Raw genomic sequence first — 19,744 nt, 5'->3', positions numbered from 1 at the left:
CAGGACCGTGACGGCCTCAGGGCTGCGACGCTGGGACACACAGCATGGGCCGGTCAGCCGTCGTGTCGGACAGGGAGGGTGGCGGCGTGCCCGTCCCCCAGCGCGTGGGCTCCGGCCCCATGACCAGCTCCAGCACGCCGCCGTCCTTGATCTGGCCATGGCGGAACCAGTTGGTTTCCAGCGGCTGGCCGTTCAGGGTGGCGGACTGGACGTAGCGGTTGAACCGCTCCGCATCCAGATTATGGGCGATGACGCGGAAGTGCTTGCCCTCGCCCAGGTCCAAGTCGGCTTCGGGGAAGCTGGGCGTGCTGATCAGGTAGACATCCTGGCCGGCGACGGGGAAGAAGCCCAGCATCTGGAAGATCAGCCAGCTGGACATGGCGCCGGAATCGTCGTTGCCGGGAATGCCGCCGTGGGTGCCCAGGAATTCCCGTTCCAGGGCGTAGACCGTCATGTCGGCGGTGCGGTCGGGCCGGCCGATCCAGTTGTAGTAGAGCGGCAGCAGGAAGCCCGGCTCGTTCGACATGTCGAAATGCCGCTTCAGGAACAGCGTGTCCAGCCGGCGCAGGAAGCCGGCCTTGCCGCCGGACAGGGCCACCAGCCGCGCCACGTCATGGGGCGCGTACAGCGAATAGGTCCACTCATCCCCCTCATAGAAGAAGTCGGGCCAGGTGCCGCGCTTCAGGGTGTTGGGCTCGGCCCAGCTGCCGTCCGGGTTGCGGGGCCGCAGGAAGCCCTTCACCCCCTCCTTCACCAGGGCGGGGTCCCATAGGTTGGACCAATTGCCGGAGCGCTGGGCGTACAGCTTGGCCTCTTCGCGTCGCCCCAGCCCGCAGGCCAGCGTGGCGATGGCGAAGTCGTCGTAGGCATATTCCACGGTGCGGGAGCCTGACCGCTCGTTGGCCAGGCTGAGATAGCCCTTGGCGTTGTATTCCATCAGGCCGCCGCGGCCCCATTTGCGCGGGTCCTGGGGCGGCACCTCTGCATCCTTGCGCATGCCGGCATAGGCGGTCTTGTAGTCGATGCCGGTCAGGCCCTTCACATAGGCGTCGGCGATTACCACTTCGGCGTTGCTGCCGCCCTGGGTGCGGCCGGTGTCGTTGCCGCTGCGCCCATCGGGCAAATAGCCCTCATGCCGGTAGATGTCGACCAGCGACCGCACCAGGTCGCGCTGCCGCTCCGGCGCGATCAGGGTGAGCAGGGGGCCGGAGGTGCGGAAGGTATCCCACAGGGTGTAATAGTCATCGTAATAGGGCTCGGTCGAGGTCCAGCTGGGGTTCTCGCCCGTGCGGTCCGAGGGCATCAGCATGGTGTGATAGAGGGCGGTGTACAGCTGGCGGCGCTGGTCATCGCTGCCGCCCGTCACGGCGATGGGCGACAGCGCCCTGTCCCAGGCGGCGGTCGCCTGGGCGCGGATGGCGTCGAAGTCCCAGCCGGGCGCCTCCTTCTCCACAGTGCGGTGGGCCTGGGCGGCGCTGACGAAGGACAGTCCCACCTTCACCTGCACCACCTCGCCCGGTTGGGCATTGAAATCGAAGCTGGCGCCGATGGGCTGGTCGCCGTCCACCGTGGCGGTGGCATCCGGGGATGGCGGCCCGCCTGCCCAGGTGCGCACCCGGGCTGGGACGTGATCGACCTCCATATGGAAATAGACCTGGTACTCGCCACCCTCGTTCCAGCCGCCGGTGTAGCGGCCCACGCCCTCGATCGCGGTGGGGGAGATGACCTTGAGCTCAGCCCCCAGGAACTTTTGGGATTCCGACCCCGGCCCCTTGTTCAGGATGGCCGCCAAGTTGACGGTTATATGGGCGTCGCCGCCGGTCAGGAAGGTGTAGCGGTGCAGGCCTACGCGCGGCGTGGCCGTCAGCTCCACCCGCGTCTGGTAGCGGGTCAGGGTCGCGGCGTAATAGCCGACCTTGGCCACCTCATCCACCCGCACCGACTTGATGTCGGCCGGGATGACCTCGCCAGTGACGGGGGCCACCAGGATGTTGCCGTACTTGCCGGAGGCGCCGCTGAGGTGCAGGTGGCTGAACCCCAGCACCCGTCCCGTCCCGGCATAACCGGAGCCGATGTGGAAGCCGTCGAAGGTCTCCATATCCGGGCCCACCTTGACCATGCCGAAGGGCAGGGCGGCGCCCACGAACACCTCCCCGCCCCAGTCGATGCCGAGGTAGGGGTAGACCGCGTCGCTGGGCCCGGCGGCCCGCGCGGGCCCGGTGGTCCAGGCCAGCAGGATGGTCGAGACCAGCAGCATCTTCTTCAACATCGGCATCGCTCCGTCGGATGGCAGATGGCGGACAGGAGGTATCGTCAGAAGCCGACGGTGACGGTGCCCATGTAGTTGCGACCCGGCAGATAGTAGAAGGTGGGGTTGGTCAGGTTGCCGCTGCCCTCGGTGGCCGTGCGGTTGTTGAACAGGTTGTTGATCATGAAGCTGACCTTCAGCCGGTCGCCCATCTTGTACCCCACCACCACGTCGCTGAACTGATAGTCGGGCAGCTTGACGTTGGGGTTGTTGTCGGCGCGCTGGCCGGTGCCGGCATAGCGCGTGCCGACATACTTGGTCAGGAAGGACCCGAACCAGTTGTCCTTGTCGTACATCAGGCCATAGGCCAGGGTGCTGCTGGGGGCGTTGGCGATCTGAAGGCCGGTGGCCTTGACGGCGGCGCTGTTCAGGCTGCCGTTGGCGGTGACGGCCAGGCCCTCAATCAGGGTGTAGGTCACCTCCGCCTCGATGCCCTTGTAGATGACGCCGCCCTGGTTGAAATACACCGTGGTGTTGGCGATGCCGTTCACCGTTTCCAGGTCGCTGCTGACCTTGTTGCGGAAGTTGATGTAATAGCCGTCGATATCGGCCACCAGCCGGTCAGTCTTGTAGACGAAGCCGGTCTGGTAATTGATGGTCTGCTGCGGGCTGACGCGGTTGGCGCTGGACCCGGTGCTTTCCAGCACGCTGACCTGCGGCGCCTGGAAGCCCATGGCCCACTGGGCGTACACCGCCATCTGGTCGTTCAGGCGGTAGTTGACCATGGTGGAGCCCAGGTCGGCGCTGTAATCCCCCCGGTTGGTGTAAGGGGCGAAGTTCAGCGCCCCCTGGAAGGTGCGCGAGAAGTCGATGTGCTTGAAGCCGGGGATGATGGTCAGGTCCGGCAGCGGATGCCATTCCAGCTCCACGAACGGTTGGGTCGTGTCGCTTTCCGTGATGTAGTTGTTGATGACGCTGCCGAATTTCCGGTAGGGCGTCAGGGCGGTGATGACCCCGGTGGCCAGGTTGTAGGATTGCTGGAACTGGGTGTCGCGGGCATGTTCCGCCCAGATGCCGGTGCGGATCGTGGTGGTGAGGAAGCCCTCGCCCACGTCCTTTTCCAGCTTGGCGATATCGCCCCACGCCCGGTAATACCCCTGGTTATGGGCACCGGGCACGCCGCTGGACAGCAGGGCCGCGTTGGGGGTGGCGCCGGTCTGGTCGGCGCCGGCGATGGCCTTGTCATCCAGGGCGTAGGTGTAGGCCTTGTTGTCGAGGCGCAGGAAGCCCAGGTCGCTTTGCACCCCGATATATTCAAAGTCCGCCTTGCGGTGGTCGACGTTATAGTCCCGGTATTGCTGTGAATTGGGGTCGTCGTTCAGGTTGGCGAAGGACTTGCCGAACTTGGCGGTGGCCGCCCGCGTCTGCTGGGTGAAGTTGTTCCAGGTCAGGTCGCTGTAATCGGCGAACAGGGTGACGGTGGTGCCGGCGCCCACGGGCTGCTGCACTTTGACCAAGGCGTTGTCGCGGTTCAGGCCGGCATAGTTCAGCAAGCCGTCCGACTGGGTGTGGTCATAGTCCAGCAGGACGCGGGTGCCCTGGGTGTCGGCGATGGCGCCCGTGTTCACGGCGCCGTTGCCTTCAAAGCCGCCGCCGCTGCCGAAGCCCACCATGGCCTTGCCACCGAAGCTCTCCGCCGGGGAGTTGGAGGACAGGGCCATGGTGCCGCCGAAGGTGGCGTTGCCCACCGTGCTGGCGGTGCCGGGGCCGCGGTCCACCACCACATGGTCCAGGGTGGGGGCCGGGAAGAACGAGGTGGTGGCATGGCCGAAGGCGTTGGGATCGCCGAAGGGGATGCCGTCGAAGGTGACGTTGTACTCACCGTCCTGGAAACCGCGCACCGTGGCGTTCTTGCTGGACAGGCCCATGCCGTTGGGGCTGGAACTGCTGGCGCTGGGCGCGAACTGGGCGATCGCCAGATAGTCGGATATGGGCGAGGCCACGTCCTGGATGAAGTGGCTGTTCAGCAGCGATTGCGGTTGCACCGCCGACAGTGAGGCCTGGCCCACCGCCAGATTGGTGGCCGTGCCCCGCTCCCGGTTCGCGCTGATCACCAACTCGGGCGTCGTGGCGTCGGCGTTGGCCGTGGCATCGGGCGTATCCGCGGCGGTGACGTCGGCGGCGCGGGCGACCGAGGGGGCGATCAGGGGGGCTGCCAGCGCCAGGACGGACGCGCTGAGCATAAGCAGGCGGCGCATAAGGGGCTCCATCAGGTCAAAGGGGGCCATTCACCCATCCGGATGGAATGGGCGTGGCCGGTTCTGGTTGGGACGACGTCCAGCCGGGAGGGCGGACGCGTCCTGGCGATAGGAAGGAAAATTGAAAAATTAAAATGACACCAAAGCATCATCCTCGCGAAAGAGGATGAATGTCATAAAGACCAAGATTTATTGCGGCACGCGCCCGAATTGCGGGTTCATGCGCTAATCACAGGCGGGCAAATGCCAGCCGGACCCAAATCCACCTAAAGATGTTTTGTCGTTTTTTGAGCGCTATGTCGTTCGGTAGCGAAAGCTACTGAATAACTATTGCCGATTTATGTCGGTGTTGCTTAATTTATTGGAACAAGGAAGGCGTGTCTTGGTCGTAGCGGGATGCCACCAAAGCGTTCCTGTCCGGTGGCCGCGTCAGTTCGCGGCGGCCAGCGCCGCCTCGCGCTCGGCGAACTTGGCGAAGTAGCGGACGACCATGTCCGCGATTTCCCGGTTGATCAGGTTGTCGTCCAGGCCGGGCTCGTCGAACACCATTTCCGTGGCGCTGTACATCACCTCGACCGCCAACCGGGTGGCGAGGCGCAACTCGGTGTCACTGGTATGCGGGTAATGGCCACGGATTTCCTGAAAGGACCGCTCGGCCACGAAATTATGGGATTCCAGGCGCAGTTGCTGCAGCGCCGGAACGGCGCGCAATGCCCGCAGGACCCAGACGCCCCCCAGGCAATTCCGCGCGATGTCGTTGGTGACCTCCTGAATCTGGCGCAGGCGGTCGGCTTGCTGCTCCGGCGTGTCCTGCGTCGGCATCGGATGGCTGGCCTTCACCCAGGCAATGTAGGCGGCGTTCATCCGCTCCATCATCCGGACGCCCAGTTCCTTCAGCACGGCGTATTTGTTGGGGAAGTAACGGTACAGCGCGGGTGGCGTCAGGCCGGCGCGGGCGCAGATCAGGTTGGTGGATAGCCGTTCAATGCCAACCTCGCCTAACAGCAGGGCGGCGGCCGACAGGATCGTCTCCACTGTATCGATGGACCGCTTCTGGACCGGCGTCTGCTTTTTGCTGAGATCCGGCATGGGTGTCGCGTCGATAGGGCGGGACGGCATTGCTTGTCCTGGGCTGCGGCCTTTGGTGCCGGAGTTTCATTGCATCAACGGGGGGAAACGCAGCCGCACTCTAGGGGGCGGCCGGGGCGTGTTCAAGCGCTGGCGCCGGACCGGCTTTCATCCCTCAAAATTTTGCGCATACTCTCCCGCAAAACAAGGTTCGACAGTTGGGAGAGCTTCATGATCGATCGTCGTCAATTCCTGGCCGGCGGTACCGCCGCCGTCGCCGTGTCGTCCGCCCTGCCCGTGTGGGCGCAAGGGGCTGGCGCCTCGCTGACCGCCCTGCTCGAAACCTTTTTCCAGGAGGATTTGCGGCGCCGGCCCGAGGCGGCGACCAACCTGGGCCTCGATACCGGGGAGCTGTCCGCCTTGCGTGGCCGCCTGGCCGACCGTTCCGCCGCCGGCCTGGCCGCGGAGCGTGAGGCCACGGCCAGCCAGATGCGGCGCCTGGCCAGCATCGACCGTCGCGCCCTGGCCGGCATCGATGCCGTCAATTACGACTGCGTCGCCTATGTCCTGTCCAACCGCCTGGAAACGTACAAGCGCTTCGACTTCGGCCGGCCGGGCGAACGCTCCCCCTACGCCATCAGCCAGCTGACCGGCTGCTATCAGTCCACCCCCACCTTCCTGGATACCAAGCACCCCATCACCGGCAAGGACGACGCCGAGGCCTACCTGTCGCGGCTGGAGGCCTTCGCCACCGCGCTGGACCAGGATACCGAGCGCCTGGACCATGACCGGGGCGTGGGCGTGGTGGCGCCGGATTTCCTGTTGGACACGACCCTGACCCAGATGCGCGCCCTACGCGTCGACGCCGGCACGTCGGATCTGGTGGCCTCCGTGGCGCGCCGGACCAAAGCCAAGGGCATAGAGGGCGACTGGGCCGCCCGCGCCGCCGGCATCTACACGTCCAAGGTGCTGCCGGCCCTGGACCGCCAGATCGCGGCGGTGGAGGCCGCGCGCAAGCAGGCGACGCACGACGCCGGCGTCTGGCACGTCAAGGACGGCGACGCCTGGTATGTCGACGGCCTGCGCGCCAACACCACCACCACCTTGTCCCCGGAGGAGGTGCACAAGATCGGCCTGGACCAGGGCCGGGAGATCACCGCCCGACTGGATGCCGGGCTCAAGGCGCAGGGGCTGACCCAGGGCACGGTGGGCCAGCGCATCAAGGCCCTGTACCAGGATCCCGCCTCCTTCTATCCCAAGACGGAGGAGGGGAAGGCCCAGCTCATCGCCGACCTGGGTGTCCGCCTGGCCGATGTGGTCGGCCATCTGCCCCGCTACTTCTCAACCCTGCCCAAGGCCAAGGCGGAGGTGAAACCGGTGCCGCCGCAGATCGATGCCGGTGCGCCGCTGGCCTACTACCAGTCGCCCTCGCTGGATGGGAACCGCCCGGCCGCCATCTATTTCAACCTGCACGACACCGGCGAATGGCCCAAATGGGCCCTTCCCACCACGCTGTACCACGAGGGCATCCCCGGCCATCATCTGCAGGTGGCTCTGGCGCAGGAGACGGCGGGCATCCCCCGCTATCGCTCCAACATGTTCTTCTCCGGCTATGGCGAGGGCTGGGCCCTGTATGCCGAGCAACTGGCGGATGAAATGGGCCTCTACGACAAGGAACCCATGGGCCGGATCGGTTATCTGAAGTTTCTGCTGTTCCGCGCCGGCCGCTGCGTCATCGACACCGGCATGCACCACAAGCGGTGGAGCCGGGAAAAGGCCGTGCGATACATGGTCGAACTGACGGGCGACACCGAAAGCGCGATGACGCGGGAAACCGACCGCTACTGCGCCTGGCCGGGCCAGGCCTGCAGCTACAAGATCGGCCACACCATGTGGCTGCGCCTGCGTGACCAGGCGAAAAAGGAACTGGGGCCAAAGTTCGACATCCGCGAGTTCCACCATGCCGGCCTGTCATCCGGCAGCATGCCCTTGGACGTGCTGTCCCTTGTCATCCAGGACTACATCACGGCGCGCAAGGCGTGAGGCTGGGATAGACACTTGAGAGCCACCCCCCACCCGTGGAACGCTGGTCATCCACGGGTGGGGGCCATCAAGGCTCAGTTCGCGGCGGCCTCCACGGTCGGCGCTGTCTCCGACCCGCCCAGCACCTTGAACAGGGTGACCCGGTTTTCCAGCAGCGAGAGCTGCACGGAAATGCGGTTCTGCTGGGCGCTGTACAGGCTGCGCTGGGCGTCCAGCAGGGTCAGGAAGCTGTCGACGCCCCGTTCGTAGCGCTTGTTCGACAGGTCGTAGGTCAGTTGGCTGGACTTCACCAGCGAGGTCTGGGCCGTCAGTTGACGGTCCAGCGTGCCGCGGGCGGCCAGGGCGTCCGCCACCTCGCGGAAGGCGGTCTGCACAGCCTTCTCATAGTTGGCCACGTCGATGTCGCGGGTGGCCTTGGCGGAGTCCAGGTTGGCCTGGTTCTTCCCGTTGTCGAAGATGGGCACGCTGATGCTGGGGCCGAAGCTCCAGGCGCTGCTGCCCGGGGCGAACAGGTCGGTCAGGCCGGCGCTGGCCGTGCCGTAGCTGCCCGTCAGCGTGATCTGCGGGAAGAAGGCGGCCCGGGCGGCGCCGATGTTGGCGTTGGCCGCCTTCAGCGTGTGCTCCGCCTCGCGGACGTCCGGCCGGCGCAGCACCAGGTCGGACGGCAGGCCGGCAGGCAGGTCGCCAAGCACGTCCTGGTCGTCCAGGCTGGCGCCCTCGATCTCCGCGTCGGTCAGGGGCGCCCCGACCAGCAGTTCCAGGGCGTTGCGGTCCTGCGCCACCTGGCGGGTGTATTGCTCCAGGTTGGCGCGGGCGGTGTCGACGGAGGTCTGCGACTGCGCCAGGTCCAGGGCGGAACTGCTGCCCCGATCGAACATGCGCTTGTTGCGGTTGTACGTCTCCTCCTGGGTGCGGAGGGTGTCCTGCGTCAGGGCCAGCAACTGGCGGTCCGACACCAGGGTCAGGTAGGCGTTCGCCACCTCCGCGATCAGGGACAGGCGGGTGGTGGCCGTGGCCTCCGCCGTCGACAGGTACTGTTCCAGTGCCTGCTGCGACAGGCTGTGGACCCGGCCGAACAGATCCAACTCGTACGAGGTGACGCTGACCTGCGCCTGGCTCGAATTGTAGGTGATGCCCTTGGTGCCGGAGCCCGAGGCGCCTGCCGACGCCCCCTGGGCACCCAGGGCGGAGATGGGCGTACGGGCCCGGGTGGTGCTGCCGCCGGCGTTCAGCGTCGGCAGGGTGGCCGCATCCTGCACACGGTAGTTTGCCCGCGCCACTTCGATGTTCAGCAGGGCCACGCGCAGGTCGCGGTTGTTCTCCAGCGACTTGGCGATCAGGGCCTGCAGCCGGGGACCGCGGAACACGGCCTTCCAGCTGTCGGGGCCTTGCAGGGGCGAGGGCTTGCCGGGCGCATCCGCCGGTTCATACGCTTGGCCGGTGGGCCAGGCGTTGGGAACCGGGCTTTGCGGCCGGGTGTAGTCCGGCGCCAGGGAGCAGGCCCCCAGCGAGGCGGTGGTCAGCAGCAGGGCGGTGAAGGCCGCGATGCGCTTGGGGATCGAAAACACGGTCATCACGGATGTCCTGCGGTGTCATGGCCCGGGGCGGTGGGGGCGGGCGTGCCCGAGGCGGGGGTGCCGGGGGAGGGCCGCTTGCCGAAGCGCCGGAGGACCGAGACGAAGAAGACGGGAACGAAGAAGATGGCGAGGAAGGTGGCCGAGACCATGCCGCCCATCACGCCCACGCCGATGGCGTTCTGCCCGCCGGAGCCGGCGCCGTTGGCCACGGCCAGCGGCAACACGCCCAGGATGAAGGCGAAGGACGTCATCAGGATGGGACGCAGACGCTGCCTGGCGGCGGTGACCACGGAGGTGATCAGGTCGTGCCCGGCCTCATACTGTTCCTTGGCGAACTCCACGATCAGGATGGCGTTCTTAGCGGACAGGCCGATGGTCGTCAGCAGGCCGACCTGGAAGTAGACGTCGTTGTCCAGGCCGCGCAGCCAGGCCGCGGCCACCGCGCCGATGACGCCCAGCGGCACCACCAGCATGACCGACACCGGGATGGACCAGCTTTCATACAGGGCCGCCAGGCAGAGGAAGACGATGGCCAGCGAGATGGCGTAGAGGGCGGGGGCCTGCGAGCCCGACAACCGTTCCTCGTAGGACAGGCCGGTCCACTCGTGCCCGATCCCCGGGGGCAGCTTGGCGGCCAGCCTTTCCATCTCCGCCATCGCCTCGCCCGTGCTGTGGCCGGGGGCCGGCACGCCCTGGATGTCGCGCGACGACACGCCGTTGTAGCGCTCCAACTGGGGTGAGCCGTACTGCCAATGGGCCGTGGTGAAGGAGGAGAACGGGACCATCTGGTTGCTGGACCCCCGCACGTACCAGCGGCTGATGTCGCTGGGCAGCATGCGGAAGGGGGCGTCCGCCTGGGCGAAGACCTTCTTCACGCGGCCCTTGTCGATGAAGTCGTTGACGTAGGACGAACCCCAGGCGGTGGACAGGATGCCGTTGATGTCGGACAGCGACAGCCCCAGGGCCGTGGCCTTGGTCTGGTCGACCTTCACCCGCAGCTCTGGAACATCCTCCAGGCCGTTGGGGTGAACCTGCATCAGCACGGGGCTTTGCGCCGCCATGCCCAGCAGCTGGTTGCGCGCGGCCATCAGCTTTTCATGGCCCAGGCCGGCCCGGTCCACCAGTTCGAAGTCGAAGCCGGAGGCGTTGCCCAGCTCGATCACCGCCGGCGGCAGGATGGTGTAGATGGAGGCGTCGCGATAGGCCATCAGCTTCATCATCGCCCGCTGGGCGATGGCGCCGGCCTTCTGGTCGGCCCGGGAGCGTTGTGACCAGTCGCGCAGGTTGACGAAGGCGAAGGCGGAGTTCTGGCCACGGCCGGCGAAGTTGAAGCCCACCACCGTGAACAGGCCGGCCACATTGTCCTTCTCATCGACCAGGAAGTGCTTTTCCATGGCCTTGGCCGCTTCCAGCGTGCGCTCGGCGGTGGCGCCGGGCGGCGTGGCGGCCTGCACGAACAGGAAGCCCTGGTCCTCATCGGGCAGGAAGCCGCTGGGGATGCGCATGAACAGGAAGACCATGCCCGCGACGATGACGCCATAGACCAGCAGATAGCGCAGCGTGCGGCGGCTGACATGGCCGACGGCGTTGCCATAGCCGTTGGACAGGCGGTTGAAGCCGCGGTTGAACCAGCCGAAGGGGCCGGTTTCCACGGCACCGCTGCCATGGTGGGCGGCGGGCTTCAGCAGGGTTGCGCAGAGGGCCGGGGTCAGGACCAGGGCCACCAGCACCGACAGGCCCATGGCCGACACGATGGTCAGCGAGAATTGGCGGTAGATGGCGCCGGTGGACCCGGAGAAGAAGGCCATGGGCACGAACACGGCCGACAGCACCAGGGCGATGCCGATCAGGGCGCCGGTGATCTGGCCCATGGATTTGCGCGTGGCCTCACGGGGGGACAATCCCTCCTCCGCCATCACGCGCTCCACGTTCTCCACCACCACGATGGCGTCGTCGACCAGCAGGCCGATGGCCAGCACCATGGCGAACATGGTCAGCGTGTTGATGGTGAAGCCGAAGGCCGACAGCACGCCGAAGGTGCCCAGCAGCACCACCGGCACGGCGATGGTGGGGATCAGCGTGGCCCGCCAGCTCTGCAGGAACACGAACATGACGATGAAGACCAGGACGATGGCTTCCAGCAGCGTCTCGACCACGTCATGGATGGACAGGCGCACGAACGGCGTCGTGTCGTAGGGATAGGCGACCTCCAGCCCCTCGGGGAACAGGGGGCGCATTTCGTCGATCTTGGCCTTGATGGCCTTTTCGACCTGCAGCGCGTTGGCGCCGGTGGTCAGCTTGATGGCCAGGCCGGCACCGGGATGACCGTTATAGCGCGCCTGGGTCTCATAGCTGTTGCTGCCCAGTTCCACCCGCGCCACGTCCTTCAGCAGGACCTTGGACCCGTCCTGGTTCACGCGCAGGATGATGTCGGCGAACTGCTCCGGCGTTTCCAGCCGGGTCTGGGCGATGATGGTGGCGTTCAGCTGCTGCCCCTGGACGGAGGGCAGACCGCCGACCTGGCCGGCGGACACGGCCTTGTTCTGCACGCTGATGGCGTTGGTCACGTCGGCTGCCGTCATCTGAACGGCCGCCAGCTTGTTCGGGTCCAGCCAGACGCGCATGGCGTGCTGGGGCCCGAACAGGGTGATGTCGCCAACGCCGTCCAGGCGGCTGATGGGATCCTGCAGGTTGGACGCGACGAAGTCGCCGACATCGGTGTCGTTCAACTGCCCGGTGGGGGAGTAGAAGGCCAGCACCATCAAGAAGTTCTTGGCGGACTTGCTGACCTGCACGCCCTGCTGCTGCACTTCGGTGGGCAGCAGCGGCGTCGCCAGCTGCAGCTTGTTCTGCACCTGCACCTGGGCGATGTCGGGGTCGGCCTCGGCGTTGAAGGTCAGGGTGATGGTGACGTTGCCCGAGCTGTCGCTGGTCGAGCTCATGTAGCGAAGATGATCGATGCCGTTCATCTTCTGCTCGATCACCTGGGTGACCGTGTCCTCCAGCGTCTTGGCCGAAGCGCCGGGATAGCTGGCGGTGATGGCCACGGAGGGCGGCGCGATGCGGGGGAACTGCTCGATGGGCAGGCTGTTGATGGCCAGCGCGCCCGCCATCATGATGACGATGGCGATGACCCAGGCGAAAACGGGCCTGTCGATGAAGAATTTTGACATGGGGTGGCCCTGCCTTACAGCGGCTGCGGGGTGGCGGGGGCGGCCGCCTGGGGCTTCACCTCATCCGCCTTCACGTCCGCGCCGGGACGCAGGCGCTGGACGCCTTCCACCACCACGCGGTCGCCGGCGTTCAGGCCGCCGGTCACCACCCACTTGTTGCCCTGCGCCTGGGTGGTGGTGACGGGGCGGACGGTCGCCTTGTTGTCCTGGCCCACCACCCAGACGGTGGTGCCGCCGTCGGCGCCGCGCACCACGGCCTGTTGCGGCACCAGCATGGCCTGGTCGCGCACGCCTTCCTCGACCCGCGCCCGCACGAACAGCCCTGGCAGCAACTCCGCCTTGGGGTTGGGCACGGTGGCGCGCAGCGTGACCATGCCCGTGGTCTGGTCCACGGTCACGTCCGCGAATTGCAGGCGGCCAGGCTCGCCATAAGGTTGGTCGCCCAGGCCGTCGATCAGCAGGCTGATGGGGGCATCACCCGCCGTGGCGCCCTTCACATGGCCGGCGGCGATCTCCTGGCGCAGCCGCAACAGGTCGACGCTGGACTGGGTGACGTCGACATACATCGGGTCCAGCTGCTGCACCGTGGCCATGGCCGTGGTCTGGTCGCTGGTGACCAGGGCGCCCTCCGTCACGGAAGAGCGGCCGATGCGACCGCTGATGGGGGAGTAAACGCGGGTGTAGTCCAGGTTGATCTGGGCGGTCTTGACCTGGGCGCGGGCGGCGTCCACCGCCGCCAGGTCGGTCGCCAGGCTGGCCGTGATGTCATCGTAATCCTGCTTGGACACGGCATTCACGGTCACCAGGTCGGCATAGCGTTCCGCCTTGGCCTTGACCGACTTCACCGTGGCCTCCGCCTGGGCCAGGCTGGCCTTGGCGCTGGCCAGCGCCGCCTCATAGGGGGCGGGGTCGATCTGGTACAGCTGCTGGCCGGCCTTCACGTCACCGCCCTCGGTGAACAGTCGCTTGAGAATGACGCCGCTGACCTGCGGGCGCACCTCGGCGACGCGGAAGGCGGAGGTGCGGCCGGTCAGTTCCGTCGACAGGGTCACGGGCTGCGGCGTCACGGTGACGACACCCACGGAGACAGGGCCCTGGGGCGGCGGCGCTTGCTTCTTCTCGCCGCATCCGGCCAGCGTGATCGCCGCGACCGACAGCGTCGCCACCATGGCCACCTTAGGAATGTTGAGTGTCATCAATGCCTCTTCGACGAAAGCCCGCCCCCAACCCTGCCTGTCTGGATGTCGGCGAAAACGCACCTCAGTCAGGAACAAACCGGAAGTGGTAAGTGAACGGGGAAAAAGATAGGCAAGGGTGCATCGTACGGAAGCCCTGACCTTGCCGAATGGTGGTTTCGTACTGTATTATACAGTACAGTCCTGTGATGTGCGTCACCGGGCCATTGATTAAGCTATGAAATTACGATGACCAGCCCCTCACGCCACGCCGCGCCTGCTTCCAGCTATCCTTCTGAGACAGCCTCCCTCCCGGCCGCGGCATCCCCGTCGCAGCCGCCATCACCCCCATCGGATGCGCCCAAGCTGGGACGCCGGGCGGAGGCGCGGCGGGCCGCCATGATGGATGCCGCGCTGAAGGTCTTCATGGAAAAGGGGTTCGAGCGCACGACCCTGGGCGACATCGTCGCCCTGTCCGGCGGTTCCCGCGCCACGCTCTACGACCTGTTCGGCGACAAGGAGGGCTTGTTCCTGGCGGTGCTTGATGTCGTCACGGCCCACATCAGCCAATTGATGAACGACATCGCCGAAAGCTGCGGCCCGCCGGAGGAGGTGCTGCTGCAATTCGGCACCTCGTTGCTGGAGGCGCTGGTGCAGCCCGATGTCATGGCCATGAACCGCATCCTGGTAGCGGAGGGCCGGCTGTTCCCCGATCAGTTGGAAGGTTTCTTCCGCAGCGGGCCCGACCAGGCCCGCGGCAAGGTCGCGGGCTATCTGCGCCGGGCGGCGGATCAGGGGGTGATCGTGGTGGACGATCCCATGACCGCCGCGCACATCTTCTTCGGCATGGTTACGGCGGGATATTCGTTCGAAGGGCAGATCAATCCGGCCCGCCTGGGCGACGCCGCGGACCGCCACGAATATGTCCAGCAGGTCGTGCGGCTATTCCTGCGGGGCCTGTGCCCCCGCTGACACCCCCCTCGTGAAGGCTCAGTCCTGGCGCGAGGCCTTCTGGTTCAACTGGACGAACAGGGCGATCAGCGCGGCGGCCGCGGCGGCGAAGGGCGCGCCGATGAACCACACCATCAGGAACGTGTACTGCGACACGCCCAACAGCAGCAGGACGACCGCCAGCAGAATGATGGCGCCCAGGGCCGCGAAGGCCATGGACCAACTGACGATGGACAGGCAGGCGACCGTCGGGTCGTGGGCGTCGCCGTCCGCGTTTTCCCGGGCTGGGCCGATCGGACCTTCGCCCGTCAAACCCTTGCCGAATGAACTGTCTGTGGTGCCGGTCATTGTGGGTCCAGCAATCTTGTCTTCCCCGAAGGAAAGAGTAGCACCGCGCGCCACCGAATCCAGTGGTCTGGCGCTATACGGGCGTATGGCCGCGGACATATGGGGGCCGGCCGGGTCGATGGCCCATGGCGTTCCGCCGCCGGACGCGGTAGTCATGGGGCGCCATAGGCGGGCGCAGTAGGCGCCGCGCCGTTTTCCCGCCGCCGACCGCCGCGCCCAACAGCCTCAGCCGCCCGACCCGTGACCGCCCCAGAACCCGCCTCCGCCGCATCCCCCCCGGGTCCCGCCCTGACCGGCCGCGCCGCCGCGACGCGCCAGCGTCTGATGCAGGCCGGGGCCGAATTGCTGGGTGAGGTGGGGATCGAGCGCATCTCCACCAACCAGGTGGCCAGCCGCGCCGGCGTGACGCCCCCGGTCTTCTACCGCCATTTCAAAGACAAGTACGATCTGCTGGCCGCCCTGGGCGGCGCGCTCATGGAGTCGCAGAACGACATCCTCTACGACTGGCTGGAGCGCAGCGCGCCCGCCGGCTTTGAAGAGCTGATGCAGAACCACTATCAGTTCCTGCTCTCCACCATTCAGGCGACGTCCGCCGTGCCGGGGGCGGTGTGGATCATGCGGGCGCTGCGCGCCGTGCCCTCGCTGACCGCCATCCGCCTGGCTTCGCATGAGATGGTCACCGACCGCATCTGTCGCGCCATGGGCCCGCTGTTGCCGGATATGGACCCGGCCGAACTGCGCCTGCGCACCCGCATCGCCGTGGACGCGGGCTACGCCGCCGTTGAAATGGCGCTGGACGACCCCACCATGTCGCCGGAAAGTGTTTGCCGCGCCCTGACCGACATGTGGATGGGCGGCCTGCGTCACGGCGCATGAGGCTGGGGCTGATATAGACGCCCGGCGTGCGGCGTCGGTGAAGGGTAATCACACACGGGGTTGGGCAAGTCTTGGGTAAGGCGGGAAGCGTCGGCACGGGCCGTTGGGTGGCCATGGACATCGAGATGACCGGCTTTCGCCCGGTGGACGGACGCAGCATCATCGAGGTTTCGGCGGTGGCGGTTACGCCGAGCGGCGGGGGCGGGCATGTGCGCGAGGCGTGCAGTTGGCGGATAAATCCCCGATGCCCGTTGAATCCCATCGCCATCGGCGTGCACGGCGTCCGGGCGGAGGATCTGACCGATTGTCCTGACTTCGCCGATGTGGCGGCCGACATCCTGGCCTTCATCGGTCACGATCCCTTGGTGTTCCATGGCGCCTCGGGCGATGTCGCCTTGTTGAACCAGGAACTTGCCGTGGCCGGCTTGCCGCCCTTGTCCAATCCGGTGATATGCACCGAAACCCTGGCCCGCCGCCGTTGGCCGGGCGAACGGTCGCGGCTTCCCCTGGTGGCCGAACGGCTGGGCTGTGCCGTCTGGACGCGGCACAAGCGCCGTCGCCGCCAGGACGGCGGCGTCACCATCACCGGCGATTACCCGCACAAATCCCGCGCCGACGCCGAAATGACGGCGGACATCTGGCTGGCCCTTGGGGCCGTCGGGGGCTAACGGCCGGCCAGAAAGGGCCGATGTCGATTACCCCCTTGCCCTCACCCCAAAGTTTAGTTATCACTAACAGAAGTTAGCGATGACTAACGCCATGCCCGCGATAGACGGGGTGGCGACGGGGAGTTCCATGGGCTGGGGCATCGGGCATTTTCCGAAACGGGCGCGCTTGTCCGCGTCCATCCTGTTGGCGGTGATGGCCGGCGGCTTGTCCGCCTGCGACAAGGCGCCAGCGCCGCCGCCTTCGGCGGAGACGCTGGCGGCATTGCGGCCGGCTGACCAGCGCCTGGCCGGGCTTTATGAGGCCAGCTGCAAGGCCTGCCACGCTAATCCGGACTCCGGCGCCCCGCTGGTGACCTACGCCACGGCCTGGGCGCCGCGCTGGGCCAAGGGGCCGGACACCCTGCTGAAACACACGCTGGAAGGCTTCAACGGCATGCCGGCGGGCGGCCAGTGCTTCTCCTGCACCGCCGACGATTACCAGGCGCTGATCCGCTTCATGGCCGGGCAAACGCCCGCCGCCAAGACCAACTGACACCTTTCAAAAAGGGCCTTCCCAGAAGGGCCCTATTCCCAAGGGGGAACCGGACCGAACCATGCTGACACGGCGTACCCTGTTTCTGTTGATGGGCGGCACGGCGCTGGCCGCCGGTGGCGGCGTGGCGGCCAGCCGCGTGGGCGTGCAGCCGGAACCGCCGGCCCCGCCCAGCGCCGACGCCCGCGGCCACCTGTTGTGGCGCAACTGGTCCGGCATCCAGCATGCCTATCCCGTCAGCCGCGCCGCCCCGGCGGATGAGGGTGAGCTGGCTGACCTGGTGTGCAAGGCGCCCGGGCCCATCCGCGCCGTTGGCTCCGGCCATTCCTTCATGCCGTTGGTGCCCACGCCCGGCACCCTGGTGACGCTGGACCGTATCGCCGGGCTGGATGGCCATGACGCGGACGCCCTGACCGCTCATGTCCGCGCCGGCACCCGCCTGGCCGACCTGGGGCCCGCCCTGGCCGCCGTGGGGCAGGAGATGCCCAACCTGCCCGACATCAACAAGCAGTCGCTGGCCGGCGCCCTGTCCACCGCCACCCACGGCACGGGCGTGAACCTGATGGCGCTGCACGGCAACGTCCAGGCCTTCCGCCTGGTCACCGCCGACGGCCAGGTGCTGGATTGCAGCCCCAGCCAGAACGCCGACCTGTTCGCCGCGGCCCGGGTGGGGCTGGGCGCCTTCGGTATCCTAACCCGCGTGACGCTGAAGAACAGCCCCGTTCGCCGGGTGGAACGGCGGGTGTGGCTGCAGCCGGTGGAGCAGACCCTGGCGGAATGGCCCACCCTGCAGGGCCAGCACCGTAATGTGGAGTTCTATTACCTGCCCTTCACCGGCATGACCGCCGTCATCACCCATGACGAGACGGATGCGCCCGCCACCCCCCGGCCGCCTACCCAGGACAATGACGCGGTCATGAGCCTGAAGGCGCTGCGGGATTGGCTGGGCTGGTCCCCCGCCATCCGCCGCCGGGTGGCCAAGCATGTGCTGTCCGGCCTGGAGCCGGAGCGCGTGGTGGCCGAAAGCTGGCAGCTGCTGTCCAACGAACGCCCCATCCGCTTCAACGAGATGGAATTCCACCTGCCGCGCGAGGCGCAGGTGCAGGCCCTGAAGGACGTGATCGAGGCCATCGAGACCCGACGGCCCGACGTGTTCTTCCCCATCGAGGCGCGGGTGATCGCGCCCGACGATGCCTGGCTGTCGCCCTTCCACGACCGTCCATCCGGCTCCATCGCCGTCCACGCCTACTACAAGGACGACTACCAATTCCTGTTCGACGTGGTGGAACCCATCCTGCGGCGCCATGGCGGCCGGCCACATTGGGGCAAGCTGAACACGTTGAAGACCGCCGATTTCATCGCCCTCTATCCCCGCTTCCGCGACGCCATGGACATGCGCCGCCAGGTCGACCCGGAGGGGCGCTTCCTCAACGACTATCTGCGGGGGGTGTTCATCGATGCGTGATGATTATGGACGGCGGCCCAGCCGCCGCCGGGTGCTGGCGGGCGGTGTCGCCGGCGCCGCCGTGGTCGGGGCCGGCGCCCTGGCCTGGCCGGCGGGCGACCATGGCGGCGGGCACGATGCCTATTTCACCGGGCTGTCGGCCGCCCTGACCAAGGCGGGGGTGGCCCAGCCGGTGCTGGTGGTGGACACCACGCGGCTGGACGCTAACATCAAGGCGGTCAGCGATACCCTTGGCAAGGCGGGCGGCCAGGCGGGCGGACAGCCCAAGGGCCTGCGCATCGTCGTCAAGTCGCTGCCCTGCCACGACCTGATGGACCGGGTGGCGGCGGGGTTGAAGACCAAGCGCTACATGGTCTTCAACCAGCCCATGCTGGTGGAGATGGGCGCGCGCGTCCCCGACGCCGACATGCTGATGGGCAAGCCCCTGCCGGTGGCGGCGGCCGCGGCCTATTACGACACGCTGGGCGCGCAAGCGCCGGGGCCGCAATGGCTGATCGACACGCCGGAGCGCCTGGCCCAGTACACGGCCATGGCCAAGGCGCGCGGCGTGGCGCTGTCGGTCAATTTCGAGATCGACGTGGGCCTGCACCGGGGCGGCCTGACCGATCCGCGGGACCTTGCCGCCCTGCTGGCGACCCTGGACCCTGCCGTCACCGCCTGCGGTCTCATGGGCTACGACCCCCATGTCGCCAAGATGCCGGGCATCTTCGACATGCGGGGCAAGGCGCTGGCCCAGGCCAAGGACCTGTACGCCCGGATGGCCGCCGTGCTGCGCGAGAAGGCGCCGCTGAAGGACGGCCAGGCGCCCTACACCTTCAACACGGCGGGCAGTCCGACCTATGCCCTGCACACCGATGATCCGGTGGCGACGGAGGTGGCCGTGGGCTCGGCCTTCGTGAAGCCCACGGATTTCGACATCGACACCCTGGCCCATCACCAGCCGGCCTGCTTCATCGCCACGCCGGTCTTGAAGGTGGAGGAGCCGGCTCTGATTCCGGGCCTGGAAGGCTTGGCGGGCATCGCCGCCTTTTTCGACCCCAACACGGCCCGCGCCTTCTTCGTGCAGGGCGGCCACTGGCTGGCCAATCCCGTGTCGCCACCCGGCCTGCGGCTCAGCGGCCTTTACGGCCGGTCCAGCAACCAGGAGCGCTGGTCGGGATCGCGCCGCGTGCCGCTGAAGCCGGACGACTGGGTGTTCCTGCGCCCCTCGCAGAGCGAGGCGGTGCTGCTGCAATTCGGGCCGCTGCTGGCCTATGACGGCGCCGCCATCACCGGGCGATGGCCGGTATTCGAGATGTCCGCCTGATTGTCAGGCGGCGGTAACACGGCGCGTACCCCCCGGCGGGCACCGGGGCTGAACAA

The 19,744-nt window shown here is 67.2% G+C and carries 14 protein-coding genes; 7 read left to right on the top strand and 7 right to left on the bottom strand.

The annotated features are described in order from the left end of the window. Positions 1-16 precede the first annotated feature (16 nt). The 3 genes from FBZ90_RS10485 to FBZ90_RS10475 form a co-directional block, all read right to left on the bottom strand. Positions 17-2,269: a GH92 family glycosyl hydrolase gene (locus FBZ90_RS10485; RefSeq protein WP_211101982.1), complete on the bottom strand. Its 2,253-nt coding sequence runs from the start codon at positions 2,267-2,269 to the stop codon at positions 17-19. Positions 2,270-2,313: 44 nt separating this feature from the next. Further along, on the bottom strand, positions 2,314-4,506 hold the full coding sequence (locus FBZ90_RS10480) for a TonB-dependent receptor (RefSeq protein WP_186455718.1): 2,193 nt from the start codon (positions 4,504-4,506) through the stop codon (positions 2,314-2,316). Positions 4,507-4,935: 429 nt separating this feature from the next. After that, a complete protein-coding gene (locus tag FBZ90_RS10475) occupies positions 4,936-5,625 on the bottom strand; it encodes a TetR/AcrR family transcriptional regulator (RefSeq protein WP_145731769.1) in 690 nt (229 codons plus the stop codon). 180 nt (positions 5,626-5,805) lie between these two features. Here FBZ90_RS10475 and FBZ90_RS10470 point away from each other — a divergent pair, with 180 nt between their 5' ends. Next, positions 5,806-7,617: a DUF885 domain-containing protein gene (locus FBZ90_RS10470; protein ID WP_145731767.1), complete on the top strand. Its 1,812-nt coding sequence runs from the start codon at positions 5,806-5,808 to the stop codon at positions 7,615-7,617. 74 nt (positions 7,618-7,691) lie between these two features. Here the strand turns inward: FBZ90_RS10470 and FBZ90_RS10465 are convergent, their stop codons facing one another. Genes FBZ90_RS10465 through FBZ90_RS10455 form a run of 3 tightly spaced genes read right to left on the bottom strand, consistent with a single transcriptional unit; the run spans position 7,692 to position 13,563 of the window. Further along, positions 7,692-9,191, bottom strand: a complete 1,500-nt coding sequence (locus FBZ90_RS10465) for an efflux transporter outer membrane subunit (protein ID WP_246130275.1) — start codon at positions 9,189-9,191, stop codon at positions 7,692-7,694. Next, the gene (locus tag FBZ90_RS10460; protein WP_145731763.1) at positions 9,191-12,367 is read right to left on the bottom strand and encodes an efflux RND transporter permease subunit; all 3,177 of its coding nucleotides are present in this window, start codon (positions 12,365-12,367) and stop codon (positions 9,191-9,193) included. The genes FBZ90_RS10465 and FBZ90_RS10460 overlap by 1 nt, the downstream gene beginning before the upstream one ends. 14 nt (positions 12,368-12,381) lie before the next feature. Continuing rightward, positions 12,382-13,563 (bottom strand): efflux RND transporter periplasmic adaptor subunit, encoded by a 1,182-nt coding sequence (locus FBZ90_RS10455; protein WP_145731762.1) that lies wholly within the window; start codon positions 13,561-13,563, stop codon positions 12,382-12,384. A 228-nt stretch (positions 13,564-13,791) separates the two neighbouring features. On the opposite strand from FBZ90_RS10455, the gene FBZ90_RS10450 reads away from it, so the two are divergent. Continuing rightward, positions 13,792-14,514: a TetR/AcrR family transcriptional regulator gene (locus FBZ90_RS10450; protein WP_145731760.1), complete on the top strand. Its 723-nt coding sequence runs from the start codon at positions 13,792-13,794 to the stop codon at positions 14,512-14,514. An 18-nt stretch (positions 14,515-14,532) separates the two neighbouring features. On the opposite strand, the gene FBZ90_RS10445 is transcribed toward FBZ90_RS10450, so the two are convergent. Continuing rightward, positions 14,533-14,841, bottom strand: a complete 309-nt coding sequence (locus FBZ90_RS10445) for a hypothetical protein (RefSeq protein WP_145731758.1) — start codon at positions 14,839-14,841, stop codon at positions 14,533-14,535. A gap of 240 nt (positions 14,842-15,081) precedes the next feature. On the opposite strand from FBZ90_RS10445, the gene FBZ90_RS10440 reads away from it, so the two are divergent. The 5 genes from FBZ90_RS10440 (at position 15,082) to FBZ90_RS10420 (ending at position 19,688) form a co-directional block, all read left to right on the top strand. Further along, positions 15,082-15,717: a TetR/AcrR family transcriptional regulator gene (locus tag FBZ90_RS10440; protein ID WP_145731757.1), complete on the top strand. Its 636-nt coding sequence runs from the start codon at positions 15,082-15,084 to the stop codon at positions 15,715-15,717. A 113-nt stretch (positions 15,718-15,830) separates the two neighbouring features. Further along, positions 15,831-16,385, top strand: coding sequence for a 3'-5' exonuclease (locus tag FBZ90_RS10435; protein WP_276509092.1), 555 nt, complete (start codon positions 15,831-15,833; stop codon positions 16,383-16,385). A gap of 79 nt (positions 16,386-16,464) precedes the next feature. After that, positions 16,465-16,917: a c-type cytochrome gene (locus FBZ90_RS10430; RefSeq protein ID WP_211101981.1), complete on the top strand. Its 453-nt coding sequence runs from the start codon at positions 16,465-16,467 to the stop codon at positions 16,915-16,917. Positions 16,918-16,978: 61 nt separating this feature from the next. Next, positions 16,979-18,382 (top strand): D-arabinono-1,4-lactone oxidase, encoded by a 1,404-nt coding sequence (locus FBZ90_RS10425; protein WP_145731753.1) that lies wholly within the window; start codon positions 16,979-16,981, stop codon positions 18,380-18,382. Next, positions 18,375-19,688 carry an alanine racemase gene (locus tag FBZ90_RS10420; RefSeq protein ID WP_145731751.1) on the top strand — a complete coding sequence of 438 codons (1,314 nt, stop codon included), beginning with the start codon at positions 18,375-18,377 and terminating at the stop codon, positions 19,686-19,688. The genes FBZ90_RS10425 and FBZ90_RS10420 overlap by 8 nt, the downstream gene beginning before the upstream one ends. Positions 19,689-19,744: the final 56 nt, after the last annotated feature.

It is taken from the genome of Nitrospirillum pindoramense, assembly GCF_007827955.1.
Taxonomy (GTDB): Bacteria; Pseudomonadota; Alphaproteobacteria; order Azospirillales; family Azospirillaceae; genus Nitrospirillum; species Nitrospirillum amazonense_B.
Note: the sequence above shows the minus strand (reverse complement) of the source record. Positions and strands in the feature narration are given on the sequence as shown.